This is a genomic window from Sphingomonas kaistensis (genome assembly GCF_011927725.1).
GTDB lineage: Bacteria > Pseudomonadota > Alphaproteobacteria > Sphingomonadales > Sphingomonadaceae > Sphingomicrobium > Sphingomicrobium kaistense.
In genome coordinates, this window is sequence record NZ_JAATJC010000001.1 from 2,679,911 (window position 1) to 2,703,731 (window position 23,821).

The following is a 23,821-nucleotide window of genomic DNA, read 5'->3' on the forward strand; positions in this document are numbered from 1 at the left end:
CCCTTCCCGGAAACGGGACAGGCGGCGAGGGAACGGCAAGCCCATGAATCTCCTCAAGGCCACCGGCACCATCGGCGGGCTGACCCTGGTCAGCCGCATCCTCGGCTTCGCGCGCGAGATGCTGATGAGCCGGATCATGGGCGCATCGGCCGCGGCGGACGCCTTCTTCGTCGCGTTCCGCCTTCCCAACACCTTCCGCCGACTGTTCGGTGAGGGTGCGTTCAGCGCGGGGTTCGTTCCGCTCTACGCCCAGCGGCTGCAGGGCGAGGATGGCGAGGCCGAGGCCAAGAAGTTCTCGGAAGAAGTGCTTGCCGTCTTTCTTCCGACGCTGGTGCTCTTCACCCTCGTCTTCCAGCTCATCATGCCGGTCTTCGTCGCCGCCATATCCGGCTATTCGGGCGAGAAGCTCGAGCTTGCGACCTACCTCACCCGGATCACCTTTCCCTACCTGATCCTGATCAGCCTGGTTTCCCTGTGGGCCGGGGTTCTCAACAGCCTCGCGAAGTTCACCGCAGCGGCGTTCGCGCCGGCCTTGCTCAATGTCTGCATGATGCTGGCGCTGATCCTGTTCCCGCAGGGCGGCCCGGACACCGCCTTCTGGCTTGCCGTGTCGGTGACGATCGGCGGCGTGATCCAGCTCGGGCTGTTGATCATCTCCGCGGTCAGGGCCGGCGTGTCGCTGCGCCTGCGCCGGCCGAAGATCACGCCGGGGGTGAAGCAGTTCCTGGTGGTGGTGATCCCCGCCACGCTGGGCGCCGGCGTTTACCAGATCAGTGCTTTCATCGACACCTTCTTCCTTGCCCGCATCGGCACCGGCGCGCTGTCGTGGTTCAATTACGCCGACCGCCTCAACCAGCTGCCGCTGGGCGTGATCGGAGCGGCGCTGGGCACCGCCATCCTGCCTGCGATCAGCCGCCACGTCGGCGCCAATGATCCGGACAAGGCCGCGCACGTCCAGGCCCAGGCGCTCGACCTTGGCATGTTCCTGACCCTGCCCGCTGCGCTTGCCCTGTGCGTCGCCGCGGGACCGCTTGCCGGCGCGCTGTTCCAGGGCGGCGAGTTCACCGCCCGCGACGCCGACATCACCGCCACCGTGCTGGCGATCATCGTGCTCGGCCTGCCGGCCTATGTGCTGGTGAAGGTGCTGACCCCCGGCTTCTATTCGCGCCAGGACACCGCCACCCCGGTCAAGACGGCTGCGGTGGTGCTGGTGGTGAACGTGGTGCTGAACTTCGTGGTCCAGGCCATGTCGACCGATCCCCTGTTCCGGATCGCCGGGCTCAGCGCCGTGATCGCGATCACCAGCTGGCTCAACTGCGCGATCCTGTACGTCATCCTCCACCGTCGCGGGCACTTCCGGGTGCCGGGCTGGCTGGCCAGCCGGATCCTGCGCCAGCTGCTTGCGGGCGCGGTCATGGTCGCTGCTCTGTACGGGCTGGAAATGGTGTTCGCCGACTGGTTCACCGGCAGCGCCGGCCGCCGCATCGTCGCCGTTGGCGCCCTGGTCGGTATCGGCATGGGCATCTACTTCCCCTTGTGCTGGACGATCGGCGGCGTGGATAGGCAGGCGTTCAAGGACCTCCTCCGCCGCAAGAGGCCTGCCGCCAATGCCTGACGCCACCGCCACGCCCGTCACCCGTGTCCTGTCCGGCATCCAGCCGACCGGCAACCTGCACCTCGGCAACCTGCTCGGAGCGATCCTGCGCTGGGTTCGGATGCAGGACGAAGCGCCGTGCCTGTTCTTCCTTGCCGACCTCCACTCCCTGTCGGACCACACTCCTGCCGACATCCGCCGCGCGCAGGTGCGCAGCATGGCGGCGGCGCTGATCGCCAGCGGCATCGACCCCGACAAGGCGGTCCTGTTCGCTCAGTCGGACGTGTCTGCCCATGCCGAGCTGTGCTGGATGCTGAACGGCACCGCCCGGATGGGCTGGCTGTCGCGGATGACCCAGTGGAAGGACAAGTCGGGCAAGAACAAGGAAGGCGCGTCGGTCGCTCTGTTCGACTATCCCGTTCTCCAGGCCGCTGACATCCTGCTGTACCGGCCCAGCCACGTGCCGGTCGGCGAGGACCAGAAGCAGCATATCGAGCTGACACGCGACATCGCGACCAAGTTCAACCTCGATACCGGCACCGACACCTTTGTCCTGCCAGAGCCGTTCATCGGCGGCGGGGTCGCGGCCCGGGTCATGTCCCTGCGCGATGGCAGCGCCAAGATGAGCAAGTCCGACCCGTCGGACATGAGCCGCATCAACCTCATCGACAGCGACGAGGAGATCGCCGCCAAGATCCGCAAGGCCCGCACCGATCCCGAGCCGTTGCCGGGCGACCCGGATCTCCTCAAGGAGCGGCCCGAGGCGCGCAACCTGGTCGGGATCATGGCTGCGGTCACCGGCGAGAGCGAGACAGCGATCCTCGCACGCTTCGAAGGCCAGGGCTTCGGTGCGTTCAAGCCGGCACTGGCCGATGCGCTGGTCGCGGCGCTTTCCCCCATCCGTACCCGCTACGAGGCGCTGCAGGGCGACCATGCCGAGCTCGACCGCTTGCTCGACAAGGGCGCGGAAAAGGCGACCGAATTGGCCGCCCCCACCCTGCTCGCGGCCAAGCGCGCGCTTGGCCTCGGGCGCTGACCCCGGCTCGATTGGGCGCCCGGTTCGCACCCTTCATCGACGGTTCAACTCGCTTCATGCTATAACCCTTTCGTTTACCGGGACTTTTCCCGATTCGAGGGTTTCCGCATCATGACGTTCCTTAAGAAGATCGCCGCCGCCGCGATGATCGGCGCGGCCAGCGTCGGCCTGTCGGCTTGCGCCATGGGCCTTCCGGCCAAGGTCACCCGCTTCCAGGCCATGCCCGCTCCGCAGGGCCAGAGCTTCTTCGTCGTTCCCGGCCAGGGCCGGGCGCAGGGCGGCGGGCTGGAGTTCAACCAATATGCCGCGCTGGTCGCCCAGCAGCTGCAGGCGCAGGGCTATGCCCCGGCCGCCAGCCCTGCCCAGGCGACGATGATCGTGCAGCTCGGCTACACCGTCGACCAAGGCACCGAGAGGCGCGTGGTCGATCGTTTCGGGCCGCGCGGCTACGATCCCTTCTACAGCGGCTTCTACAGCCCCTACGGCCGCTTCGGCAGCCGTTTCGACCCGCGCTTCGGCGTCTATTTCGGCCGGCCCTACTACAGCCGCTTCGGCTATTACGGCTCGTACCGCTCGCCCTTCTACTACGGCTGGGACGACCCGTTCTGGTTCGGTGGGCCGAGCGTCCGCGAATATACCGAGTATAAGTCGGAGCTCGACCTCGACATCCGCCGCCGGGTCGACAACCAGCAGCTGTTCGACGGCCGGGCGCAGGCGCGTTCGACCACCGACAATGCGCAGGTGCTGGTCCCCAACCTGATCCAGGCCATGTTCACCGGCTTCCCCGGTCGCAACGGCGAGACGATCAAGATCACGGTTCCGGCGCAGAAGCGCTGAGCTTCGCGACAGGAAAATGAGGCCGTCCCTGGCAGTGCGGGGACGGCCTTTTCGTTGTTACTTGGCGCGCTCGATCCGCCGCGCGGCGTCATCGAGGATGTCTATCACCTCATTCAGCAGCTCGTCGTTCCAGCCGCCATTGGCGGCGCGATTGCGAAGCGCGGTCATCAGATTGCCGACCGCTCGGCCAAGTTCGGGCCGTGCCGAGCGACGGCGCCCCTCGCCGGTCGCCTCCAGCCGCTCGAACAGCGCAGTGACTTCTTTCGCCCGTTCCTCGAGATGCGCGCGGCCTTCTGCGGTGGCGGCGAACTGCTTCTTGGACCCTTCGCTGGCATGGCGCTCGATGAGCCCCATGTCCTCGAGCAGCTCGAGGCTGGTGTAGACCACGCCGGGGCTGGGCGCGTAATCGCCGTGGGTCAGTTCCTCGACCGACTTGATCAGCGCATAGCCGTGGCGCGGCTCGTCGGCGATCAGCTTGAGCAGGACCAGTTGCAGCTCTTCCGAGCTGAACATCCGCCGCCGCCGACCATCCCGGCCGCCCCCGTGTCGCCCGTGACCGCCCACGGGACCGCCGCCATGCTCGAAGTGGATATTGCCCCACGGGAAACTCCAGTCCCGGCTGCCGAACTGGAAAACCGGGGGCTCGCAGCGACCGGGCCGCCGGCCGTGAAAGTGAAAGCGCATATTCGTCTCCTGTCTGATGCGCTCAAGATATATCTTGGAAGACTTTCGTCAAGAGAGGCATGGCGCTTGGCCCCGCTTCTTTCTACGAGCCGAAGAATGGCCGATCTGTTTGCAGCCGAGCCCGATCCCGCGGCCCCCGCCGACACCCCGCTGGCCGAGCGGCTGCGGCCGGCGAGCCTCGACGAGGTCATCGGCCAGGAGCATCTGACCGGTCCCGAGGGACCGATCGGCCGGATGGTCGCGGCCGGACGCCTGTCGAGCCTGATACTGTGGGGCCCCCCCGGCACCGGCAAGACGACGATCGCCCGCCTGCTCGCCGGCGCGGTTGGCTACCGCTACGTGGCCATCTCGGCGGTCTTCAGCGGCGTCGCGGACCTCAAGAAGGTGTTCGCCGAGGCCGAGATGCAGGCCCATTCGGGCAAGCGCACCCTGTTGTTCGTGGACGAGATCCACCGCTTCAATCGCAGCCAGCAGGACGGTTTCCTGCCCTATGTCGAGGCGGGCGCGGTCACCCTGGTCGGCGCCACCACCGAAAACCCCAGCTTCGAGCTGAACGCCGCGCTCCTTTCGCGGTCCCAGGTGCTGGTCCTCCACCGGCTGGACGAGGCGGCGCTCGGCACGCTGCTCGAGCGGGCCGAAGCGGTTTCGGAAGCTCCCCTTCCCCTGACCGACGACGCCCGCGCCGCGCTGATCACCAGCGCCGACGGCGACGGACGGTTTCTGCTCAACCAGGCCGAGATGCTGTTCGCCGCCGGGATCGCGGAGCCGCTGGACACCGCCGCGTTGCGCGACCTCATCCAGCGCCGCCTGCCGGTCTACGACAAGGACCGCGAGGGGCATTACGGGCTGATCTCCGCGCTTCACAAATCGATCCGCGGCTCCGATCCCGATGCCGCCCTCTATTATCTTGGGCGGATGCTGACTGCCGGCGAGGAGCCGCTCTATCTCCTGCGCCGCCTGACCCGCGCGGCGGTCGAGGACATCGGGCTCGCCGACCCGCAGGCGCTGGTGCAATGCATGGCGGCCAAGGACACCTACGACTTCCTAGGCTCTCCCGAGGGCGAACTGGCGATCGTCCAGGCCTGCCTGTATCTCGCCACCGCGCCCAAATCGAACGCGCTCTACATGGCGCAGAAAGATGCGTGGAAGAGCGCCAAGGAGCATGGTTCGCTCTCCCCACCCAAGCACATCCTCGGCGCACCGACCAAGCTGATGCGCGAGCAGGGCTACGGCAAGGGCTACGAATATGACCATGACGCGCCCGACGCCTTTTCCGGCCAGAATTACTGGCCCGAGGAGATGACGCCGAAGACCTATTACCGCCCCACCGACCGCGGCTTCGAGAAACGGCTTGCCGAGCGGCTCGCGTGGTGGAACGAGAAGCGACAGGAAGCCCAAGGGGAGCAAGGCTGATGTATCCACCGTCCACCACCGACACCTGGCGGGCCGAGCTCATCGAATGGGCTCCGCGCATCGCCATTGCGCTCGTCATCATCCTCGCCACCTGGGCGGTGGCACGTGCGGTCAAATGGGCGCTGGCCAAGGCGATCAGCCGCTCGCCCGCGCTGCAACGCCATACGTCCGGCAGCGAGCATGAGACGGTCGGCCAGCAGATCGGCACCATCGCCAAGCTGCTGGTCTGGCTGGTCGGCATCATGGCCGCGCTCAACTTCCTGCAGATCGGCCAGATCCTCGCCCCGGTGAACACCCTCACCAGCGAGATCTTCGCCTTCCTGCCGCGCCTGATCGGCGCTGGCCTCATCTTCTTCGTCGGCCTGATCGTCGCCCGCATCGTCCGCCGGCTGGTCGAAACGGTGCTGACGGCCGCCAACATCGACGGCTTCATGGCCCGCGCCGGCCTCGGCGATCATCCGCCCACGGTGCGTCAGGACCCCGCCGCCGTGCCCCCGGGCGCTGCACCGGGCGCGACCCGTGCCAGCCTCGCCCGCGCGGCCGGTATCCTGGTCTTCGCACTGATCATCATTCCGGTCGCGATTGCCGCGCTTCAGGTGCTGGGGATCGAGGCGATCAGCGGCCCGGCCATCAACATGCTCGACGAGATCAGCGCGGCCATTCCGCGCCTGCTGACCGCCGCGCTGTGGCTCGGCATCGCCTTCGTCGCGGCCAAGTTCCTCAAGACCATCATCGAAGCCATCCTGCCCCCGACCGGCTTCGACGATGCGCTGCGCTCGACCGGCGTCCTCCCGGTCACCACCGTCCCGAGCCGGATCGTCGCCAACATCGCCTTTGTCGCGATCATGCTGGCGGCCGCGATCGAGGCCGCCCACCAGCTCGGCGGAGACACTGTCGCGGTCTTCCTGATCCAGGTCACCGAACTCGGCTCCAAGGTGATCTTCGGCACCCTGATCATCGTCGCCGGCATCTTCCTGGCGCGGATCCTCTCCAAGCTGGTCGGCTCGTCGACCGGCGAAGGCGGCTTCGCCCAGACCATGATCCGCTATGCGATCATCGCCCTGTTCACCGCCATCGGCCTCACCTTCATGGGTCTGGCGGATGTCATCGTCTACATGGCGTTCGGGCTGATCCTCGGCGCCGGGGCGATCGCCACCGCGCTGGCCTTCGGGCTCGGCGGCCGTGAGGCGGCGGGCCGTATCCTCAACCACTACGCCGACCGCGTGACCGGCCCGCGCCCGCCGACCGCACCCCCGCGGCGCCCGGCGCGGCTCGAAGGGACCAAGGAAACCCCGACCGGCGACGGCGGATCGCTGATCTGACGGCCTTCACCCGCACCGTCGCGATCGACTGGTCGGGCGCAAAGGGCCGCCGCCACAAGGGCATTGCCATCGCCGCCTGCGGGCCGGAGGGCCCGCCGCGGCTGGTTCGTCCCGGCCATGTCTGGAGCCGTGCCGAGGTCGCAGACTGGCTGGTGGTCGAAGCCGCGCGCGAACCGACCCTGTTCGGCTTCGACTTCTCCTTCGCACCTCCGTTTGCCGAGCGCGGGGCCTATCTCCCGGGTGAAACCGGCGTGCCCGAGAACGCCCGCGATTTCTGGGCCTATGTCGATGCCAAGGCGCCCGACGAGGATCTCGGCGCCGCCAGCTTCCTGGAAGCGGTCCATCGCCGCCATTTCTACTTCGGGATCGCCGACGGGGTGAAGGCCGACTTCGTCCGCTTCCGCCAATGCGACCACCGCCTCAACCAGGCCGGCGGCCGCAAGACCGCCAGCGCCTATGACGCGATCGGCGCGGCGCAGGTCGCCAAGGCAAGCTTCGCGGGCATGCGCCTGCTGCACCGCATTTCGGGGCGGGTCGCGATCTGGCCGATGGATCCGATCCTGCCGGGGCAAAGCGCCGTGAGCGAGATCTACACCCGCATCTACCTCCGCAACGCCGGCCTCTCGGGCGCCAAGCTGCGCACCCGTACCGACCTCAATCTGGCGCTGAAGGCGCTTGGCAGCCCGCCGGCACGGCTTCGCTTCGAGCCGGACGACCACCAGACCGACGCGCTGGTCACCGCCGCCGGCATGCGGGCCCATCTGCGGCATCCGCACGCTTTCACTCCACCTGGCCTGTCGCCAGAGCTCGCACGCACCGAGGGCTGGACCTTCGGCATCGTCTAAGCCAAGAGGCCCCCCGCACGCCCTGGCGTGGGCCGGTTTAGCTCAGTTGGTAGAGCAGCGGTTTTGTAAACCGAAGGTCGCGGGTTCGAATCCTGCAACCGGCACCAATCTTTTCAACGACTTGGCCTAGGTATGCGGTTAAACCGTGTTGCGACCCATGGTCGTGTTGTTCGGCAGTTTTCCGCCGAATTCAATTCGCTCCCGGCGACTCCGTGCAACACAGATGCAACACAGCGCAGGATCTTTGTTCACGAATCGTTCGCTGTCGCTTACTCTCTCGGGGTGAGCAGAGACGAAAAGCGACCCAGCCTTATCGCCAGCGGCCCTTCCATTCTCCGCATTGGCTTTGACCCTGCGGCTTTCGCCAAGCTCTTGCCCGATCAGCAGCAGGAGTTTGTCCGCTGGCACGTGGCCCGCGTTCTGAATGGTCAGGAAAGCGCAGTGGCCGAATGGGAGCGCATGGGTCTGAAGGTTTATTTGAGGCCTTGGGAACGATTCCTTCCTCATGCAAGCTAGTGTCCGCAATTGGCCGTATCCGGACCGTCCGGTCTGCGCGAAAACGCAGACGAAGCAGCCGGATGATCATTCCAGGTCCACAGAACCATCGGCGGCCCCCCTGCGTTATGTCATGGACCCAACAATGCGCGAGGATATCCCGGACATGACCTGTCACAGAGCTACGCCTGTTCTTTTCTTTGCTGCGATGTTCGCCGCAAGCCCTTCGGTGGCCGTGGCCCAAACACCGAGCGCCATTGTGCCGGGCATGCAGATTGTCGATCCGAGCGGCGCTGCGGTCGGAACGGTCTACAGCGTCAATGGCCAGGATCTCATCGTGAAGACGGACAAGCACGAGGTCCTTCTTCCGGCTACGTCGTTTACGCCGAGCGAGGGTAAGTTGCTGTTTGCGCTCACCCAAGCGCAGTTGAATGCGCAAACCGAACAGGCGATCGCCGAGGCCAATGCGAAGCTCGTCGCCGGAACGTCCGTTTACGGACAGGCTGGAACGCTGGCTGGCACGATCGACGCGATCGACGACAAAACAGTGACGCTCAAGCTCACGTCGGGATCGCTGGTCCGAATTCCGCGCAACGGCATTGCGCCTGGGCCCAAGGGCGCTGTGCTAGGAGTCAGCGCGGCTGAACTTCAAACGCTATCGGCCCAGGCCCAGAAGTAGAATCGGTTTGCGCGACCGCACGGGCGCGCGCCCGGCAAATGGCATCTAAGACAGTCCGGACACCGGCGATGTCAGTGCGGGACTAAACCGGTTTCGACACCGGTCTTGTCGTGAAGAGCGAAGCGGTCGACGAGGTCGGCGCTGGCGCGGTTGGTGCCGACCATCTCCACCGTCCGTCCCTCGCGGCGGAGCCGGGCGACGATCTTGTCGAGGGCGGCCACCGCCGAAATGTCCCAGAAATGCGCAGCGGTTAGGTCAATAAGGACGTTGCTAGCGGCCGCATCGTCCTGAAAGGCGCGAACGAAGCGGTCGACGGAGGCGAAGAAGATCTGCCCAGTGACGCGATAGGTTACCTGTGCGCCATCGAGCGACAGCAAGCGCTCGACGGCGAACATCCGCTGCACCTTTCCGGCGAAGAAGATGCCCGACAGCAGCACGCCCGCAAGCACGCCCATCGACAGGTCGTGCGTGGCGACCACCACCACCACGGTTGTCAGCATTACCACCGACGAGGGCCAGGGATGGTGGCGGAGGTTGGGGATCGAGTTCCAGCTGAAGGTGCCGATCGAGACCATGATCATCACCGCAACCAGCGCGGGCATCGGGATCTGCCCGACGAAGGGTCCGAGCACGGCCAGCAGGAAGAGGAGAAACGCGCCCGCCGTGAAAGTGGACAGCCGCCCGCGACCGCCCGAGGTGATGTTGATCACCGACTGCCCGATCATTGCGCAGCCGCCCATGCCGCCGACCAGCGCGGCGGCGATGTTCGCCCCGCCCTGGCCGGCGCATTCGCGACGCTTGTCGCTGTCGGTGTGGGTCATGTCGTCGACGATCTGTGCCGTCAGTAGGGACTCGAGCAGACCGACCGCTGCCATCGCCAGCGAGTAGGGCAGAATGATCTGCAACGTCTCAAGCGTGAGGGGCACATCGGGCAAAACGAGGCTCGGCAGGCCCTCGGGCAATTGGCCCATGTCACCGACGCTGTTCACTGGCGCCCCTGTCCAGATCGAAATCGCGGACAGCACCAGAATCGCGACCAGGGGTGAGGGTACGGCCCTGGTCAGTCGCGGCAGCAGGTAGATGATCGCAAGGCCCGCGGCAATCATCGCATAGGCCTGCCATGTGACATTCGTGAGCTGCGGCAGCTGGGCCATGAAGATCAGGATCGCCAGCGCATTGACGAAGCCGGTGATCACCGAGCGCGAGACGAACTGCATCAGGAGGTCGAGCCGGGCATAGCCGGCGACGATCTGGATGAGCCCCATGAGGATGGTGGCGGCAAACAGATATTCGACGCCGTGGTCCCGAACGAGCGGGACGACGAGGACGGCAACGGCGGCAGTCGCCGCTGAGATCATGCCGGGTCGACCGCCGGTAAACGCGATTACCATGGCAATCGCGACGGAGGCGTAAAGGCCGACGCGAGGATCGACACCGGCGATGATCGAGAAGCCGATCGCTTCGGGGATGAGGGCAAGCGCAACCACGATCCCGGCAAGCAATTCGTGGCGAGGAGAGCCATTCTCGCCCAGCCATTGCTGGCGAAGGCGAACAGAGAAATCAGTCATTGAAAGTCCACATCACAACGCATGGCGCCCGAAGGGCGCTTGGTCTGTCTGCATGCGTGATGTTGTCCGGCGGATCGGCGGCCGGAATAGCCACCCGGATTTGCACCGGGTCCATGCGAATGGAAGCGCTCTAGCCGTCGATAGTCGTCTTGGCCAGTTTGCCGGTGCGACGCGGTTCGTCAGAGCGGTTCGCGTTCGAGAAGCTGCCCTTTCAGGAGGCTCGCTGCTTCGTCCCGTCCTGCAGGAAGCAACTCGGCGGGACCGGCGGGCAGCGGCTGGTCGCCGCGGCGCCCGTTCTGCTCGATATCGGCGATCAGGAGCTTCATCTCGGCAATCTCCTTGGCCTGATCGCGCCTGATCCGGTCAGCGAAGTAGCGCACGCGCGGATCGCGTAAGTCGGCCTCGCGTGAGTTGTTGATGGCGATCGAATGATGCGGGATCATCGACTTCATGTAATCGACGTCGCCAATCAGTGCTTGCGAGTCATCGCCGCGAATTGGCCCCGTCCCATGCGGCCGCTGGCATGTTGATCCATTCTGTTTCTCCTTGCCCGTGCCGACGGCGCCGGGCGCGAATGGTTCGGTTCGGGGTTCAGCCGGCCGCCTTGCGCTTCTGCCATTCGATCAGCCAGGCAATGGTGCCGCCCTGGACAATTACGGCAAAGAGGACGACGAAATAGGTCGCGGCCAGGAGCGGGCTGCGCTGCTCGGTGAAGGGAAGGCTCAGCGCAAGCGCAACCGAGATCCCGCCTCGCAGGCCGCCCCAGATCAAGATCGGAGGGGCGAGGCGACCAAGATCGAGCAGCGGGCGCATCGCGGTAAGCGGGCCGAGCACCGAAAGTGTCCGGGCGGCCAGCAGAAGCGGAATGACAAGCAATCCCAGGAGGAGCGAGCCAGACTCGAGATCGATGGTCACCACCTCGAGGCCGATCAGCAAGAACAGGATGGCGTTCAGGATATCATCGATCAGCGACCAGAACTTGAGCAGATAGTCTCGCGTCGTGTCACTCATCGCATGGGCGACGCCCGCATTGCCGATCACGAGCCCGGCGGTTGCCATCGCCACCGGACCGCTGACCCCGATCCAGTGAGAAAGGGCATAGCCGCCCATGACCAGCGCCAGGCTGATCAGCACCTCCGTTTGGTAATCGTCGATGCTCCGCATCGCGCGAAAGGCGATCCATCCCGTCAGCAGGCCGAGGACCAGGCCGCCAACCGCCTCGCGCATGAAATATCCGCCGGCGCTTGCGAGCGACAGCGTTTCGCCGGAAACCGCGGCCGCCAGCAGGATGCCGAACACCACCACGCCGACGCCGTCGTTGAACAGGCTTTCGCCAGCTACGGTTGCTTTCAGCGTATCGCCGACCTCTGCGCGCTTCAATACGTCCATCACCGCAATGGGGTCGGTCGGGCTGATGAGCGCCCCGAACACCAGGCACCAGATCAGCGAGATCGGAATGCCTACCAGCTGGGCCAGCGCATAAAAGCCCCCGCCGACGATGCCGGTGGAAAGTAGGACCCCGATGGTGCTGAGCCCCAGCACTGGCCACCGCGCCCGCCTGAGATCGCTCCATGAGACGTGTAGCCCCCCGGCGAATAGCAGGAAGGACAGCATGCCCTCCATGAGGGTGCGATGAAAATCGATGCCGGCGATGAACCCGATGACTTCCTCGCCGAGACGACTTTCGGGAAGGAGGCGGTCGAGGCCGATCACCGCGAAGGCGCCCAGCGCGCCCATGATCGTCAGGCCCACCGATCGCGGCAGTTTCACGAAACGCAGGTTGAGGTAAGCGAACAGCGCCGTCAGGACGATCAGGATCGCAGCCGCATCGAAGATCGTCAGATGCATGCGATGGCGCCGGGCAAACGAACGTGGCAGTCAAACTCCATTGCCGTTGTCCTCACCTTCGAGCCGCGCTTCTCGCAATTCCGAACTTGCCGACACCTAAAGCGTTGGTCGTCGGAAGAAAGGACGCAATGACTCTTCCTCTCGTCGCCCTACTGTTGTTGGCCGTGGCCATCGCCTCCTTCTCTTGGCGATACCTCAAAGCGCGTGACGACGACTGCGCCGATGAGGCCCGTCTGGGGCTCGCCGGACGCCGACTGGTCAGCGTCCAGCAAATCTGCCGTCAGGCCGCAGCCAAGCTCGACGTGCACGTCGTCTACCTCGAACGAACCGGCGACGGCATGAAACCGGTGGCCGGCGTGCCATGGCCGGTCCATCTCGAGATCATCGACACCATGGCGATCGACGCCTGCATGAAGACCGGAGAGCCGGCCGGCATCGGATCGAGCCAGCATGGCGCTTCCGACTGGCTGTTCGTCCCTTTGCGGAGGAACGGAAGTACGGTTGCCGTCGCGGGTGTGGCCGGACCCTATTGCCGCCGTCGGCTCGAGCCAGAGGAATCGGGGATCCGGTCGCTGCGCCGGAACTTCGAGCGCTTCCTCGCAGAGCATCCGGATGAAAGCGAGCGGATCGCGGCCGACCTGCCGGGCCGATTGGGAATGCGCAGCAACGGGCAGGCCGATGCGGCCTGACCTTGGCCGCGCCTTCCAGTTGACGAAGCAGCGTTGATGGCCCTCTTCGAAAGCCTTGGCAGCTTTGCTCCCGTCGCCCGTGCACTTGTCCTGACAGCCAGCGCGGTCGGGTGGACCCTGCTTCTGGCGAGGCTGATCGGCCTGCGGGCGTTCAGCAAAGCGACCGCCTTCGATTTTGCAGCAACAATCGCAACCGGCTCACTGATCGCGCAGGCCGGGACCCGCAGTGTTTGGTCGGAATATCTTCAGGCGATGGCCGCGATCGGCGCTGTCTTTCTGATTCAGTACATCCTGGCGAGAGGGCGCCTCCTGTCCGCTCGCTTCCAGAAAGTGATCGACAATGAGCCGCGCCTCCTGATGCAGGACGGACGCTTCCTCGACGACGCCATGCGGGACGCGCGGATCACTCGTGCCACTCTCCTGGGCAAGATCCGTCAATCACCAGCAAGCTCGGTCGCCGATGTGAGGGCGCTGGTGCTCGAAACCACCGGAGACATCAGCGTCTTGACCGGGGATCATGTCGATCCCCGCCTCCTCGAAGGCGTACGCGGCGCTCAGCCATGAAACCAATCGCCGTCCCTGGCCGTCTCCTTCATTCAGGAGAAGCAATTTGGCAGCAAGTAACGCGCCCGAAATCGTTGGCATCACGCTGGTCGGATTTCCGCCCAATTATTTTGCTTTCCTGATCAGCGGCCCTTGCTTGGTCGCAGCCGACGCGGCGGGCAGCTTATTTTCTGGCGCAGCCTTGCTGCAGCTGGCGGGATGAACCGGCTTCGCGCCCACCTCAGCGCCGTACGTTCGAGCTACTGGTTCGTGCCGAGCCTCATGGCGCTGTCCGGAATTCTGCTCGGCGGTATCATGATCTGGGTCGACGCGAGCCTCGGCGCGAGCTGGATCGAAGGGCTCGGCTGGTATCAGCAGGTTCGCACCGACGGTGCCCGCGAAGTGCTTTCCACGATCGCCGGATCGATGGTGACGGTCGCCGGCGTGGTCTTCTCGATCACCATCGTCGCCTTGTCCTACGCGTCCAGCCAATACGGCCCGCGCGTGCTTACCAATTTCATGGACGATCGCGGCAACACCGTCACCCTCGGCACCTTCATCGCGACCTTCCTCTACAGCCTGATGGTCCTGCGCACGATCCGCGGCGGCGAAGAGGATTTCGTCCCGCAATATTCGGTCATCGTCGCGATGCTGCTCGCGGTCTGCTCGATCGGGGTGCTGATCTACTTCATCCACCACGTGCTGCAGAGCATCCACATCAACCATGTGGTGGAGCGCATCGGCCGCCAGCTCGTCGACGACGCTCGCGCTCGCTTCCCGAGGCTGATCGGGGAAGATGCACCGGAGGAAACGGCTCGGTCGACCGAATTGAGCGGCGAGATTGCCGTCACCACCAGCGATCGAACAGGCTACATCCAGGCCCTGGACGGCGACACCTTGCTCGACATCGCCAGGGAAGCCGACGTCCTGATCCGGCTTCGCTACCGTCCCGGCGACTTCGTCATGGAAGGCCGCGGACTGGTCGATGTCGCACCGCGTTCCCGCTGGTCCGACAAACAGGACGAAGGGCTCCGCGACTGCTTCACCGTGGGCGCCAAGCGCACCCCCGCCAGCGACCTCATGTTCCTCGTCAGCGAGCTGGTCGAGATCGCCGCCCGTGCCCTGTCGCCGGGCGTCAACGATCCGATGACGGCGGTTACCTGCCTCGACTGGATTGGCGCCGGCGGCACCGAATTCGCCACCCGCGAGCTGCCCGGCGCGGTGCGCTCCGACGATACAGGCACCCCCAGGCTGATCGCCAGACCCGACGACTTCCCACACTTTGTCGATCGCAGCTTCGGTCGCCTGCGCCAATATGCCGCCGCCGACACCATCGCCGCCCTGCACTTCCTGCGAGTGATCGGCGAAGTCGCTGCCGCCTGCCGCAAACCCGACCAGATCGACACCCTGCGCACCGAGGTCGCCCGCTTCGCCGAGCTGGCTCGGGTGCGGCTCGCCGGACACAATGGCCGGTCCGTGCAGGAGCGGTCCGAGGTGCTGCAACGATTGCTGTCTCGCGGGGTCGGAGAAATCGACTCTCGCCAAGCCGACTGGCTCGGCGGAAGCGCTTGAATTTATTAATTTTACGCAGAACGGTTGGGCCGTTCACGCGTTGTTCTCTTATGACCGGCGCGCCTGTTCGCGCCCCCCAAGCTCATCGGAGATCATCGTGACCTTGAGATTCCTCCTGCCGTCCGTTGCCCTTGCGGCAACCGCCCTGACCAGTCCCGCTGCGACCCAGCCGAGCGCTCCTAACAGGGTCCTCGAAGCGCAGATTTTGCTAGATCGGCAGCATCAGTCGCCGGGAGTCATCGATGGCCGAGAGGGCAGCAACACCCGCCGAGCCGTTCGCGCCTTCGAGCAATCGGCTGGCCTCCCTGCCGACGGCGTGCTCGACGATGAGGTGATGCGGCGGCTTCGTGCCGCTTCGCCCGCTCCGCTGATGGTCGATCACACCATCGCCGCCGAGGATATTGCCGATCTTGTTAAGGTCCCGAGCGGAATGGAAGCGCAGGCCTCGCTCGACCATCTTGGCTATGAAACAGCGGCCGAGGCGCTGGCCGAGAAGTTTCACATGAGCCAGGCCTTTCTTCGCAGCCTGAACCCGGGCGCCAGCTTCGTAACCGGGGAGACGATCCGCGTAGTGCGTCCGCGTGAAACCGAGATCACAACCAAGGTCGCCCGCATCGAGATCGACAAGGGCCGATCCGAGGTCCGCGCCTTTGGCGCCGACGGCACGCTGCTGGCGAGCTATCCCGGCACCATCGGCAGCGATCGTTTTCCCTCGCCCGACGGCCAGATGGAAGTGCGCGCCGTGGCCCCCGCGCCGACCTATTATTTTGATCCGTCGGGACGCGAATGGGGCCCCGACAAGCGTCTCACCATTGCTGCCGGTCCCAATAATCCGGTGGGCGGGACTTGGATCGATCTCACCAAGGAAGGCTATGGCATCCACGGCTCCCCCGATCCGAGGTTGATCGGCAAGACGGCCAGCCACGGCTGCGTCCGCCTGACGAACTGGGATGCGGCCGAACTCGGCAAGGCGGTCGAACAAGGAACGACCGTCACCTTTTCGTAGGCCATAGCCGATGACCTCGTCCGACGAACCCACGCGCGGAGACCTCGCCGAGGATCGCACGATCCTGGCGAACGAGCGGACGTTCGGCAGCTGGATGCGAACCAGCCTGGCCTGCATCGCAATTGGGGTCGGCTTCAAGGGGCTGTTTCCAACCATGGAACCGGCCTGGGTTCCCCGCGCGATCGCCACGGGATTTCTGTGCCTAGCCGTGCTGATCATCCTCGCTGCCGAGCGGCGCGCAGCGGCGATGCTGAGCCGGCTCGACGCGCATGTCGTAGTCGCCGCTAAGGGGATCAACCTGCGCCTGTTCGCCTGGCTGGTCACGCTCGGCGCCGTCGCCCTTACTGTCGCGATCTGGACCGTAAAGGTCGAATAAGTAAGCATCTGCGAACCCTGCGAAGTACTTCGAAAGCCACGCAGCCGCTCGCTAATTTTCGCTTTACCGACGCGATAACTCTCCCCGTGGCGTTAGGCTTGCACCGCCAGCATCGCGAAACTAGCCCCGCACCTTCATGGAGCATTTTGCCGCTGTCCTTGCGCTGATCGGAGTGATTGGCATCGGTTCGCAATGGGTGGCGTGGCGTACGGGGCTTCCGGCCATCGCATTGATGCTGGTGACGGGTCTGCTTGCCGGACCGATCTTCGGGATCATCAACCCCGAGGTGGACTTCGGCCATCTCCTCGAACCCCTCGTCTCGCTCGCCGTCGCGGTGATCCTGTTCGAGGGCGGGCTCAGCCTGAACCTGCGCGAATTGCGTCACGTCGAGGGCGCGGTGCACCGGCTGGTGCTGATCGGCGTGCCGGTCGGCTGGGTGCTGGGCGCACTTGCCTGTTACTATATCGCCGGGCTGGTCTGGCCGGTCGCCATCCTGTTCGCCGGCATCCTGGTGGTCACCGGCCCGACCGTCGTCATTCCGCTGCTGCGCCAGACCAGCGTGTCGTCGCGAACCCGGGCGATCCTGAAGTGGGAAGCGATCGTCAACGATCCCATCGGGGCACTTTGCGCGGTGGTGACCTACGAAGTGCTCCGCCAGGCCGGTGGCGGCGCTACCATCGTGCAGGCTGGCGTTTCGCTGCTGGCCGCGGCCGTGGTTGCCGGACTGATGGGGTTTGGCGTCGCCCGCCTGCTCGGCTGGGCCCTTCCGCGCGGCTACATTCCCGAATTTCTCAAGGCGCCCGTCCTGCTGGTCGCGGTGATCGCCACCTTTGTCGGGTCGAACGCCATCGAGCAGGAGACCGGGCTCCTCGCGGTCACCGTGATGGGCATCGCCATGGCAAATATGGGACTGGCCTCGCTCCGCGACGTCCTGCGCTTCAAGGAGAACATGACGGTCATCCTGGTGTCGGGCGTGTTCGTTTTGCTTTCGGCTTCGCTCGACCTTGCGGTGCTACGGCAGTTCGAGTTCCGCTTCGGCCTGTTCATTCTCGCCCTGCTCTTCCTGGTGCGGCCCGCAACCGTGTTCCTGAGCCTGCTCGGCAGCCGCATTCCGTGGCGGGAGCGGCTGTTCGTCGGATGGATCGCACCGCGCGGAATCGTGCTGGTGGCGATTACCGGCCTGTTCGCCTTGCGCCTGGGAGAACTAGGCTTCGGCGATGGCGGAACCCTCGTTGCGCTATCCTTCGCGGTGGTTGCCGCGACCATCCTCGCCCATGGCTTCACCATCGCACCGATGGCGCGCGTGCTGGGACTCACCTCGCCCGGCGGATCGGCGGTACTGGTCATTGGCGCCACGGAATGGGGCACGGCGCTGGCCGGCGCATTGCAGCGCCTGGGAGTCGGGGTCGTGATCAGCGACACCAGCCCGCAGCGGTTGGCCGAAGCCCGGTCACGCGACATCGCCTGCTTCAATGGCGAAATCCTTGCCGAAGCCACCGAAGAGCGCCTCGATCTCCAGCAGTTCGGGATCCTTGCGGCGGTCACCGACAACGAAGCCTACAATACGCTCGTCTGTTCGGAATTCGCGCCCGAGCTCGGCCGCGACAATGTCTACCAACTCGGCGACGAAACCGACGACGCCGGAAACAGCCTGCCCGCGACCTTGCGTGGTCGCGCCATCTTCCAATCTGGATTTGGCGTGCAGGAACTCGCCCACCGCATCCGCGAAGACTGGGTGTTCGCCAGCCTGAAGGTGGACAATCCGGCCGATTATGCCCGGCGGACGAGCGGCATGCCGCAATCGGGCGGTCCCCTGCTCCTGATTGCCAAAAGCGGCCGCGCCCGCTTCTTCACCCATGCCTCGCGGCCGACCCCCGGCCAGGGGGACACGGTGCTCGCCTACGCTCCGCGGCCCGCTCTTCAAGCCGCCGGCTGGCAATTGCTCCACGATCAACCTGCCCGCAACCCGGAGACCAGCGGATGAGCCGCCTTCTTGTCCTGCTGCCCCTGCTGGCGCTCATCGGCTGCAATCGTGCGCCACCGCCGCGCGAGCGTGAGCCCGAAGCGCCGCCCGCCGCGACCTTTGACAACGCAACCGCCGCCCAGTCGATCGTCCGGCCCGAGGTCATCGCCGAGGTCGAACACGAACAAGCGATGAAACCCGACGCCGCTCCGGCGCTGCCATCGTCGATAACGATCACCTTTCCCTCCGGCGCTACTCTCGACGCTTCAGGCGAGGCTGCGCTCGACCGATTGCTCGACAAGGCCAAGCCCGTGCTGGGAGTCACATATATCCTGCGGGGGCACAGCGATTCCGCCGGTAGTGACCGCGACAATCTACGCACCTCCCGCCGCCGCGCCGAAGCGGTGAGCGACTATCTCGTCGAACATGGGGTGCCCGCCGACAGCATCAGCGTAATCGCAATTGGCGAAGGCCGCCCCGTCTCCCCCAACACCAAGGACAATGGAGAGCCCGACCCCGACGGTCAGGCCCGCAATCGCCGGGTCGAGGTGGAGGTCATCGTTCCCACCGAGTCGGCACCGGCGCCTCCTCGGCAATGACGGACCGACGCCGAGGTCGGCCGTTGGCATCATGGTGAGAAGCGTTCGGCCGCACTCCCCCTCTAAGCACGGAAGATGATGAGGTCATTGCTCGAAATCCGACGATCGGCCGACCTTGGCCGAACCTGCAAGGGCCCATTGGTTGGCATTCATCATTTCAGCTTCGCTGGCTTCCAGGATCCCCGATGGATCGAATGGGGCCTGCTAAGGGCCGTGCATCGCTACCGGCTCACCGCCGGCGGCGAACGCGAGCCCGCTCATTACGCCGGCTTCGACGTTCTGACCCTTGTCGAAAGCGGCAGGCTGATCCGGACCGGCAATTTCGAACAAAGGGAAGCGCTGGTCAAAGGTTCGGCCGAAGTGGTGCAGGCCGGAAGCGGCGCGCTGATTGGCGAGCGAGCGGGGCGAGCCGAGGATGCAATCTTTACCGAGATTTGGCTCAAGTCATCGAACGCGGCTGCGGCGCGTCGCAGCTATTTGGCATCGCCGGGCGCCAGCATCCGCACGACCGTGGCTTCGGACCAGGCATCTGGATCCGCCCTGCGGTTGACGAGCCCAGCGACCGTGGAGAGGATCATGTTTCAGCCGGGGGAACGACGGGCTGTGGTCAATAGCGATCACCGTAGGTCGTATATCGTCATCCTGTCTGGAAGCGGCCGACTACAGGGAGAGGTGATTCAATCCGGTGATGCAGCGGCCTTGCTCGGAAGCCTCTCAGACTTCGACGCCGACGAGCCATCGGAGTTGCTCGTCGTTCACTGCTGACAGTATCTAGGCCCGATCCCAATTGGCCGTAACGCATTCCCTAAAGCATTACCTCGTCAAGTTGAATGTCTGATTTTCGGCGCGACAACCAGCATCTTGAAAGTCTGATATGGGCGCATTGCTGCCCGGTGCGGCGCGACTGAACGAATGTCCGCTTCCGCCGATCGCCGCTCGAAAGCTGCCTTTCCGCTTCCCACCACAAGCAGGCGCTCAGCACGGGTCCTGACTGGTTTCCACAGGCGGTCTGACTATCATAACGTCCGCCTTCGGCTGCCGTGATAGTGCAAAGCTATTGTCGACAGTGCACGACTACGTTTCCGATTTAGATAGGCATCGCTGATGAGCCCGACCGAGACAAACCAGAACTCACTCGAGGAGACCTTCTCGCTTGTAGTGGATCAGTATGAGCACCTTTGGCTTAAGACCAAGCTTGAAGGCTTGCCACTTGCCATTGACCTGGGCCCCAAGGATCCGGCTTTCGAAATCATGGCAGCAACGATGTCGGAAAGTGGCTTCGAGTACCACCCTGTGCACGAACATGAGGCGGCTGATAACGATCAATGAGGTGCACGACACTAAGTCGTTGTTACGGTAATTGGGCTAGAGTTGTTGCCTTAAGCCTCATGGCGTTGCAGGGCAGTGAAGTACGATCCACTTCATGATTGGAATGATACTTGGAACAGAGCGAACTCAGCAGTTCACCCGTGGAACTTGCAACTGAGCTCACGATTGCTTGGCTATCTAACCCCAACACTCGTGCTCAGGCAGAAGACATCCCGGCGTTCCTCCGCTCGATGCACGAAGCGGTCGTGAGCCTGGGTGAAGCGAATGTTGAACAGCCAGAAGTTGAGCCTGCTCAGCAGCACGAGCCTGCTGTAACCGTTCGGAAGTCACTCTCCTCCCCCGATCACATCATTTCGCTGATTGATGGCAAGCCCTACAAAACCCTCCGCCGGCACCTGTCACGCCATGGCATGACCCCTGAGGAGTACAGGGAACGCTACGGTCTGAAGAAGGACTACCCAATGGTGGCACCTGCTTACGCGGAGACTCGTCGCGAGCTGGCGAAGAAGATCGGGTTGGGTCGCAAAGGTGGGCAGAAGACTCCCTCCGCTGAGCCTACAGATGCAAAGCCAGCAGCAAAGCCGAGAAGGCGGTCAAAAGCTCAGGTCGAGGCCTGAGCTGCCGCTGCTCACGGCAGGCGATGCTGATGCTTCAAGTTCACGCTCACGAGGCGTGACAATTGGCACCTGTAACTAGGCGCTGAGTATCTGCAGACGCTAACATTGCGTGACACTGCAGCAACGCTTTAGGTTTACGATTGGCGACAAGCAGTTCTCCCCTGCCTAGGACTGCTTGTGGCCGTTTGCGGCTGGCCCGGATTACGCGAGACGAAGCTAGAAGCAGACGCTCTGCTTTTACGGGCCGTTTCGAGCAAAGGAGCTCAACGACGATGGTCCGCGAGCGTGCAAAGCCCGAATATAACAGAAGTTAATAGACTAGGCTTTGTCTGCTTTTCAGCGCACAACCTGTTCGGGGGCCGAGCGGGAATGTTCCTGAGTCGCTCCGAGGGGACGGCTATGAGAAAGCTTGGCACACTTCTTGGTGCATCGGCTGCGTTGATCACGGGTGCGGTCGCACACGGGCAAGAGCGGCAAAGGCCAGCCGAATGGCAAGCAAAGCCTCCACAGGCGCAGGTGCGATCAATCACCGAAGACTTTTTCGGGACCAAGCTTGTCGACAACTATCGCTACATGGAAACAGCAGGCGATCAGGAGACTCTGGGCTGGATGAAGGCGCAAGGCCAGCACACGCGCTCGGTGCTCGACGCTATCCCGGCCAGGGCTGCCTACCTGCAGAAGGTCAGCGCGCTTGGCTCGCAATTCGGCTTCATCAATGGCTATTCCGAAGCGGGCGGCAGAGCTTTCTACCTGGAGCGTGCTCCCGGGTCCGACGTCTTCAATCTGATGGTCAGGGAATCAAATGGGAGCAGCCGTGCCCTTGTCGATGTCGCCGCGCTTCTGGCATCAACCGGCAAACCGCACGCCATCAACTATTACCGGCCTTCCGATGATGGAAAGCGGGTCGCCGTTGGTGTTTCGGTCGGGGGCAACGAAAACGCCGACCTTACGGTGATGGATGTGACCACGGGGCAGCGCATTGCCGGGCCCGTGCCAAACGCTCGCTTCGCCAACCCGCAGTTTATGAGCAAAGGCGGCCTGTCCTTCACCATTTCGCAGGAGTTGAAGCCTGGCCAGCCCAAGACCGACACGTTCCTCAACCGCCAAGCCGTGATCTGGGATATGAAGGGCAGCCCGGTGCCGATTGCCGGGGGACCGGTGACCACCGCGCCAAAAATCCGCCCCGATGAGTCTCCTTACCTTATCCTCACGCCGGGCTCCCGGACGGCCGTCATGCTTGTGAACGAAGGCGTGAAGAACGAGGTGGATCTTTATGTCGCATCAGAGGCTGACGCGGCGGCAAGCAGGGCCAACTGGCGAAAGGTCGCCGATCGTCAGGAAGGTGTGACGGACTTCACCGTCAAGGGAGAGCGCATCTACCTCCTGTCCAATTCGGCCGCTCCGACCTTCCGGGTGCTTTCGATGCCGGTCAGCGGATCGGCAGCCACTGCGCAGGAGATCCTGCCGGCCCGCGCCGATCGGGTGCTACAATTCGTGGGAGCCGCTTCGGACGGGCTTTACGTGGCCGCTCGCGAAGGAGTGTACGGCAAGCTGCTGCGCATTCCCCTCAAGGGGGGCGCAGCGGAAGAGATGGACCTGCCGATCAAGGGCAACATCGCCGAGCTGTTCACCGATCCGCAACGTCCCGGCGCAGTGGTGTCGGTTTCCGGCTGGACCGCCCCGCCAGCACTGTACCGCTATGATGGAAGCCGGAAAGCTTTCAAAGCGCTTCCATCAGGTGCCCGGCCCAACATCGACTTCTCGCGCTACGCCACACATGACCTTCGCGCCCGTGCAAAGGACGGCGTGGAAGTCCCCTTGTCGGTGGTCTCCGCGGCCGGTCCGCGCGCGCCGCGACCGATGCTCCTTCAAGCTTATGGCTCTTACGGCATCTCGCAGCTGCCGGGCTTCTCCACATCACGCCTGGCGCTGATCGACGAGGGCGGTACGGCCGCCGTCTGCCACGTGCGCGGCGGCGGCGAGCTTGGCGAAGCCTGGAGGCTTGGCGGCAAGGATGCGAACAAGCCGAATACCTGGCGCGATCTGATCGCTTGCGCCGAGCACCTGGTTCGGGATGGCTGGACTACGCCCGACCAGCTTGCGATCATTGGCGGCTCGGCCGGTGGCATCACCGTGGGCCGCGCGTTGATTGAGCGCCCTGATCTGTTCGCCGCAGTTGTGTCGGCCGTGCCCATGGCCAGCGCGATCCGCGCCGAGTTCCAGCAGAATGGCCCGGTCAACACAGTGGAGTTCGGCACGATCAAGGATCCCACCGGCTTCAAGAACTTGCTGGCGATGGATGCATACTACACGGTGGAAAATGGAAAAGCCTATCCGCCGGTGATGTTCACCACCGGTCTTAACGATACCCGTGTCGACAGCTGGCAGCCGGCCAAAGCTGCGGCACGAATGCAAGCTGCAGGTTCGCCCAATCCGGTTCTACTGCGGGTTGAGATCGAAGGTGGTCATGGCGGAGGAGCGACTAAGAAGCAGGCCGACGAACTGCAGGCCGACGTAGCTTCCTTCATGTTCTGGCGATCCGGTCGGCCTGGCTGGCAGCCGGTTCAAAAGGCCCGTTAAGCCAGGCTCTTACGAAAAGGGGACGGTGCACTTTCGGGCTGCATCGTCCACTTGCCTCTGACGAGCTCTTGGCAGCTTCCGCAGTGGTTTCAGCTAACATGCGCCACCGGGGCGAGTTAGGTCACGACCCGTCCCCAAGAACCTCTAAACTGCCCTAGCATATCGCTTACGAATGGCCGCTAATGGCCGTCAGGAGACCGTCCGGTCTTCGTGGCGAAGCTTAGGA

At 64.4% G+C, this 23,821-nt stretch carries 23 protein-coding genes, 1 tRNA gene and 1 other annotated feature; of the genes, 20 read left to right on the forward strand and 4 right to left on the reverse strand.

Annotation, left to right across the window (positions count from 1 at the left end; all coding sequences use genetic code 11):
- The first annotated feature begins 43 nt into the window (after positions 1–43).
- From murJ to GGQ97_RS13255, 3 genes are all read left to right on the forward strand, one after another.
- Positions 44–1,615, forward strand: a complete 1,572-nt coding sequence (gene murJ, locus GGQ97_RS13245) for a murein biosynthesis integral membrane protein MurJ (RefSeq protein ID WP_168070277.1) — start codon at positions 44–46, stop codon at positions 1,613–1,615.
- On the forward strand, positions 1,608–2,630 hold the full coding sequence (trpS, locus tag GGQ97_RS13250; RefSeq protein WP_168070279.1) for a tryptophan--tRNA ligase: 1,023 nt from the start codon (positions 1,608–1,610) through the stop codon (positions 2,628–2,630). The genes murJ and trpS overlap by 8 nt, the downstream gene beginning before the upstream one ends.
- A gap of 111 nt (positions 2,631–2,741) precedes the next feature.
- Positions 2,742–3,467, forward strand: coding sequence for a DUF4136 domain-containing protein (locus tag GGQ97_RS13255; RefSeq protein WP_245197958.1), 726 nt, complete (start codon positions 2,742–2,744; stop codon positions 3,465–3,467).
- 57 nt (positions 3,468–3,524) lie between these two features.
- Here the strand turns inward: GGQ97_RS13255 and GGQ97_RS13260 are convergent, their stop codons facing one another.
- Positions 3,525–4,151, reverse strand: coding sequence for a PadR family transcriptional regulator (locus GGQ97_RS13260; protein WP_168070281.1), 627 nt, complete (start codon positions 4,149–4,151; stop codon positions 3,525–3,527).
- A 96-nt stretch (positions 4,152–4,247) separates the two neighbouring features.
- On the opposite strand from GGQ97_RS13260, the gene GGQ97_RS13265 reads away from it, so the two are divergent.
- The 5 genes from GGQ97_RS13265 (at position 4,248) to GGQ97_RS13285 (ending at position 8,905) form a co-directional block, all read left to right on the forward strand.
- Positions 4,248–5,564, forward strand: coding sequence for a replication-associated recombination protein A (locus GGQ97_RS13265; RefSeq protein WP_168070283.1), 1,317 nt, complete (start codon positions 4,248–4,250; stop codon positions 5,562–5,564).
- Positions 5,564–6,886: a mechanosensitive ion channel gene (locus tag GGQ97_RS13270; protein WP_168070285.1), complete on the forward strand. Its 1,323-nt coding sequence runs from the start codon at positions 5,564–5,566 to the stop codon at positions 6,884–6,886. The genes GGQ97_RS13265 and GGQ97_RS13270 overlap by 1 nt, the downstream gene beginning before the upstream one ends.
- Complete coding sequence (locus tag GGQ97_RS13275; RefSeq protein WP_168071077.1) at positions 6,883–7,731, forward strand: hypothetical protein; 849 nt, start codon at positions 6,883–6,885, stop codon at positions 7,729–7,731. The genes GGQ97_RS13270 and GGQ97_RS13275 overlap by 4 nt, the downstream gene beginning before the upstream one ends.
- 31 nt (positions 7,732–7,762) lie before the next feature.
- A tRNA-Thr gene (locus GGQ97_RS13280) sits at positions 7,763–7,838 on the forward strand.
- A gap of 533 nt (positions 7,839–8,371) precedes the next feature.
- Complete coding sequence (locus GGQ97_RS13285; RefSeq protein WP_168070287.1) at positions 8,372–8,905, forward strand: preprotein translocase subunit YajC; 534 nt, start codon at positions 8,372–8,374, stop codon at positions 8,903–8,905.
- A gap of 71 nt (positions 8,906–8,976) precedes the next feature.
- On the opposite strand, the gene GGQ97_RS13290 is transcribed toward GGQ97_RS13285, so the two are convergent.
- The 3 genes from GGQ97_RS13290 to GGQ97_RS13300 all read right to left on the reverse strand — a co-directional run bounded on the left by GGQ97_RS13290 (position 8,977) and on the right by GGQ97_RS13300 (position 12,321).
- Positions 8,977–10,473 (reverse strand): SulP family inorganic anion transporter, encoded by a 1,497-nt coding sequence (locus GGQ97_RS13290; protein ID WP_168070289.1) that lies wholly within the window; start codon positions 10,471–10,473, stop codon positions 8,977–8,979.
- A 60-nt stretch (positions 10,474–10,533) separates the two neighbouring features.
- Positions 10,534–10,589, reverse strand: a sequence feature (sul1 is cis-regulatory element that is thought to sense ions involved in sulfur or methionine metabolism; They are found in Alphaproteobacteria).
- A 63-nt stretch (positions 10,590–10,652) separates the two neighbouring features.
- The gene (locus tag GGQ97_RS13295; protein WP_168070291.1) at positions 10,653–10,925 is read right to left on the reverse strand and encodes a DUF305 domain-containing protein; all 273 of its coding nucleotides are present in this window, start codon (positions 10,923–10,925) and stop codon (positions 10,653–10,655) included.
- A gap of 139 nt (positions 10,926–11,064) precedes the next feature.
- A complete protein-coding gene (locus GGQ97_RS13300; RefSeq protein WP_168070293.1) occupies positions 11,065–12,321 on the reverse strand; it encodes a cation:proton antiporter in 1,257 nt (418 codons plus the stop codon).
- A gap of 128 nt (positions 12,322–12,449) precedes the next feature.
- Between GGQ97_RS13300 and GGQ97_RS13305 the strand changes: the two genes are divergently transcribed.
- The 12 genes from GGQ97_RS13305 to GGQ97_RS13360 all read left to right on the forward strand — a co-directional run bounded on the left by GGQ97_RS13305 (position 12,450) and on the right by GGQ97_RS13360 (position 23,595).
- Positions 12,450–13,010 carry a hypothetical protein gene (locus GGQ97_RS13305; RefSeq protein WP_168070295.1) on the forward strand — a complete coding sequence of 187 codons (561 nt, stop codon included), beginning with the start codon at positions 12,450–12,452 and terminating at the stop codon, positions 13,008–13,010.
- A 36-nt stretch (positions 13,011–13,046) separates the two neighbouring features.
- Positions 13,047–13,574, forward strand: a complete 528-nt coding sequence (locus tag GGQ97_RS13310) for a DUF421 domain-containing protein (RefSeq protein WP_168070297.1) — start codon at positions 13,047–13,049, stop codon at positions 13,572–13,574.
- A 46-nt stretch (positions 13,575–13,620) separates the two neighbouring features.
- The gene (locus tag GGQ97_RS13315; RefSeq protein WP_168070299.1) at positions 13,621–13,776 is read left to right on the forward strand and encodes a hypothetical protein; all 156 of its coding nucleotides are present in this window, start codon (positions 13,621–13,623) and stop codon (positions 13,774–13,776) included.
- Positions 13,773–15,125 (forward strand): DUF2254 domain-containing protein, encoded by a 1,353-nt coding sequence (locus GGQ97_RS13320; RefSeq protein ID WP_168070301.1) that lies wholly within the window; start codon positions 13,773–13,775, stop codon positions 15,123–15,125. The genes GGQ97_RS13315 and GGQ97_RS13320 overlap by 4 nt, the downstream gene beginning before the upstream one ends.
- Before the next feature lie 97 nt (positions 15,126–15,222).
- Positions 15,223–16,131: a L,D-transpeptidase family protein gene (locus GGQ97_RS13325; RefSeq protein ID WP_342448540.1), complete on the forward strand. Its 909-nt coding sequence runs from the start codon at positions 15,223–15,225 to the stop codon at positions 16,129–16,131.
- 10 nt (positions 16,132–16,141) lie between these two features.
- Positions 16,142–16,507: a YidH family protein gene (locus tag GGQ97_RS13330; protein ID WP_168070304.1), complete on the forward strand. Its 366-nt coding sequence runs from the start codon at positions 16,142–16,144 to the stop codon at positions 16,505–16,507.
- Between the two features lie 136 nt (positions 16,508–16,643).
- The gene (locus tag GGQ97_RS13335; RefSeq protein WP_168070306.1) at positions 16,644–18,491 is read left to right on the forward strand and encodes a cation:proton antiporter; all 1,848 of its coding nucleotides are present in this window, start codon (positions 16,644–16,646) and stop codon (positions 18,489–18,491) included.
- A complete protein-coding gene (locus tag GGQ97_RS13340) occupies positions 18,488–19,069 on the forward strand; it encodes an OmpA family protein (RefSeq protein ID WP_168070307.1) in 582 nt (193 codons plus the stop codon). Before GGQ97_RS13335 ends, GGQ97_RS13340 begins: the two co-directional genes overlap by 4 nt.
- A gap of 75 nt (positions 19,070–19,144) precedes the next feature.
- Entirely contained in the window at positions 19,145–19,834 is a 690-nt protein-coding gene (locus tag GGQ97_RS13345) for a pirin family protein (RefSeq protein WP_168070309.1), read from the forward strand.
- A gap of 339 nt (positions 19,835–20,173) precedes the next feature.
- Positions 20,174–20,398 carry a hypothetical protein gene (locus GGQ97_RS13350; RefSeq protein WP_168070311.1) on the forward strand — a complete coding sequence of 75 codons (225 nt, stop codon included), beginning with the start codon at positions 20,174–20,176 and terminating at the stop codon, positions 20,396–20,398.
- Between the two features lie 110 nt (positions 20,399–20,508).
- Complete coding sequence (locus tag GGQ97_RS13355; RefSeq protein ID WP_168070313.1) at positions 20,509–21,015, forward strand: Ros/MucR family transcriptional regulator; 507 nt, start codon at positions 20,509–20,511, stop codon at positions 21,013–21,015.
- Positions 21,016–21,414: 399 nt separating this feature from the next.
- A complete protein-coding gene (locus tag GGQ97_RS13360) occupies positions 21,415–23,595 on the forward strand; it encodes a prolyl oligopeptidase family serine peptidase (protein ID WP_168070315.1) in 2,181 nt (726 codons plus the stop codon).
- The last annotated feature ends 226 nt before the right edge of the window (positions 23,596–23,821 follow it).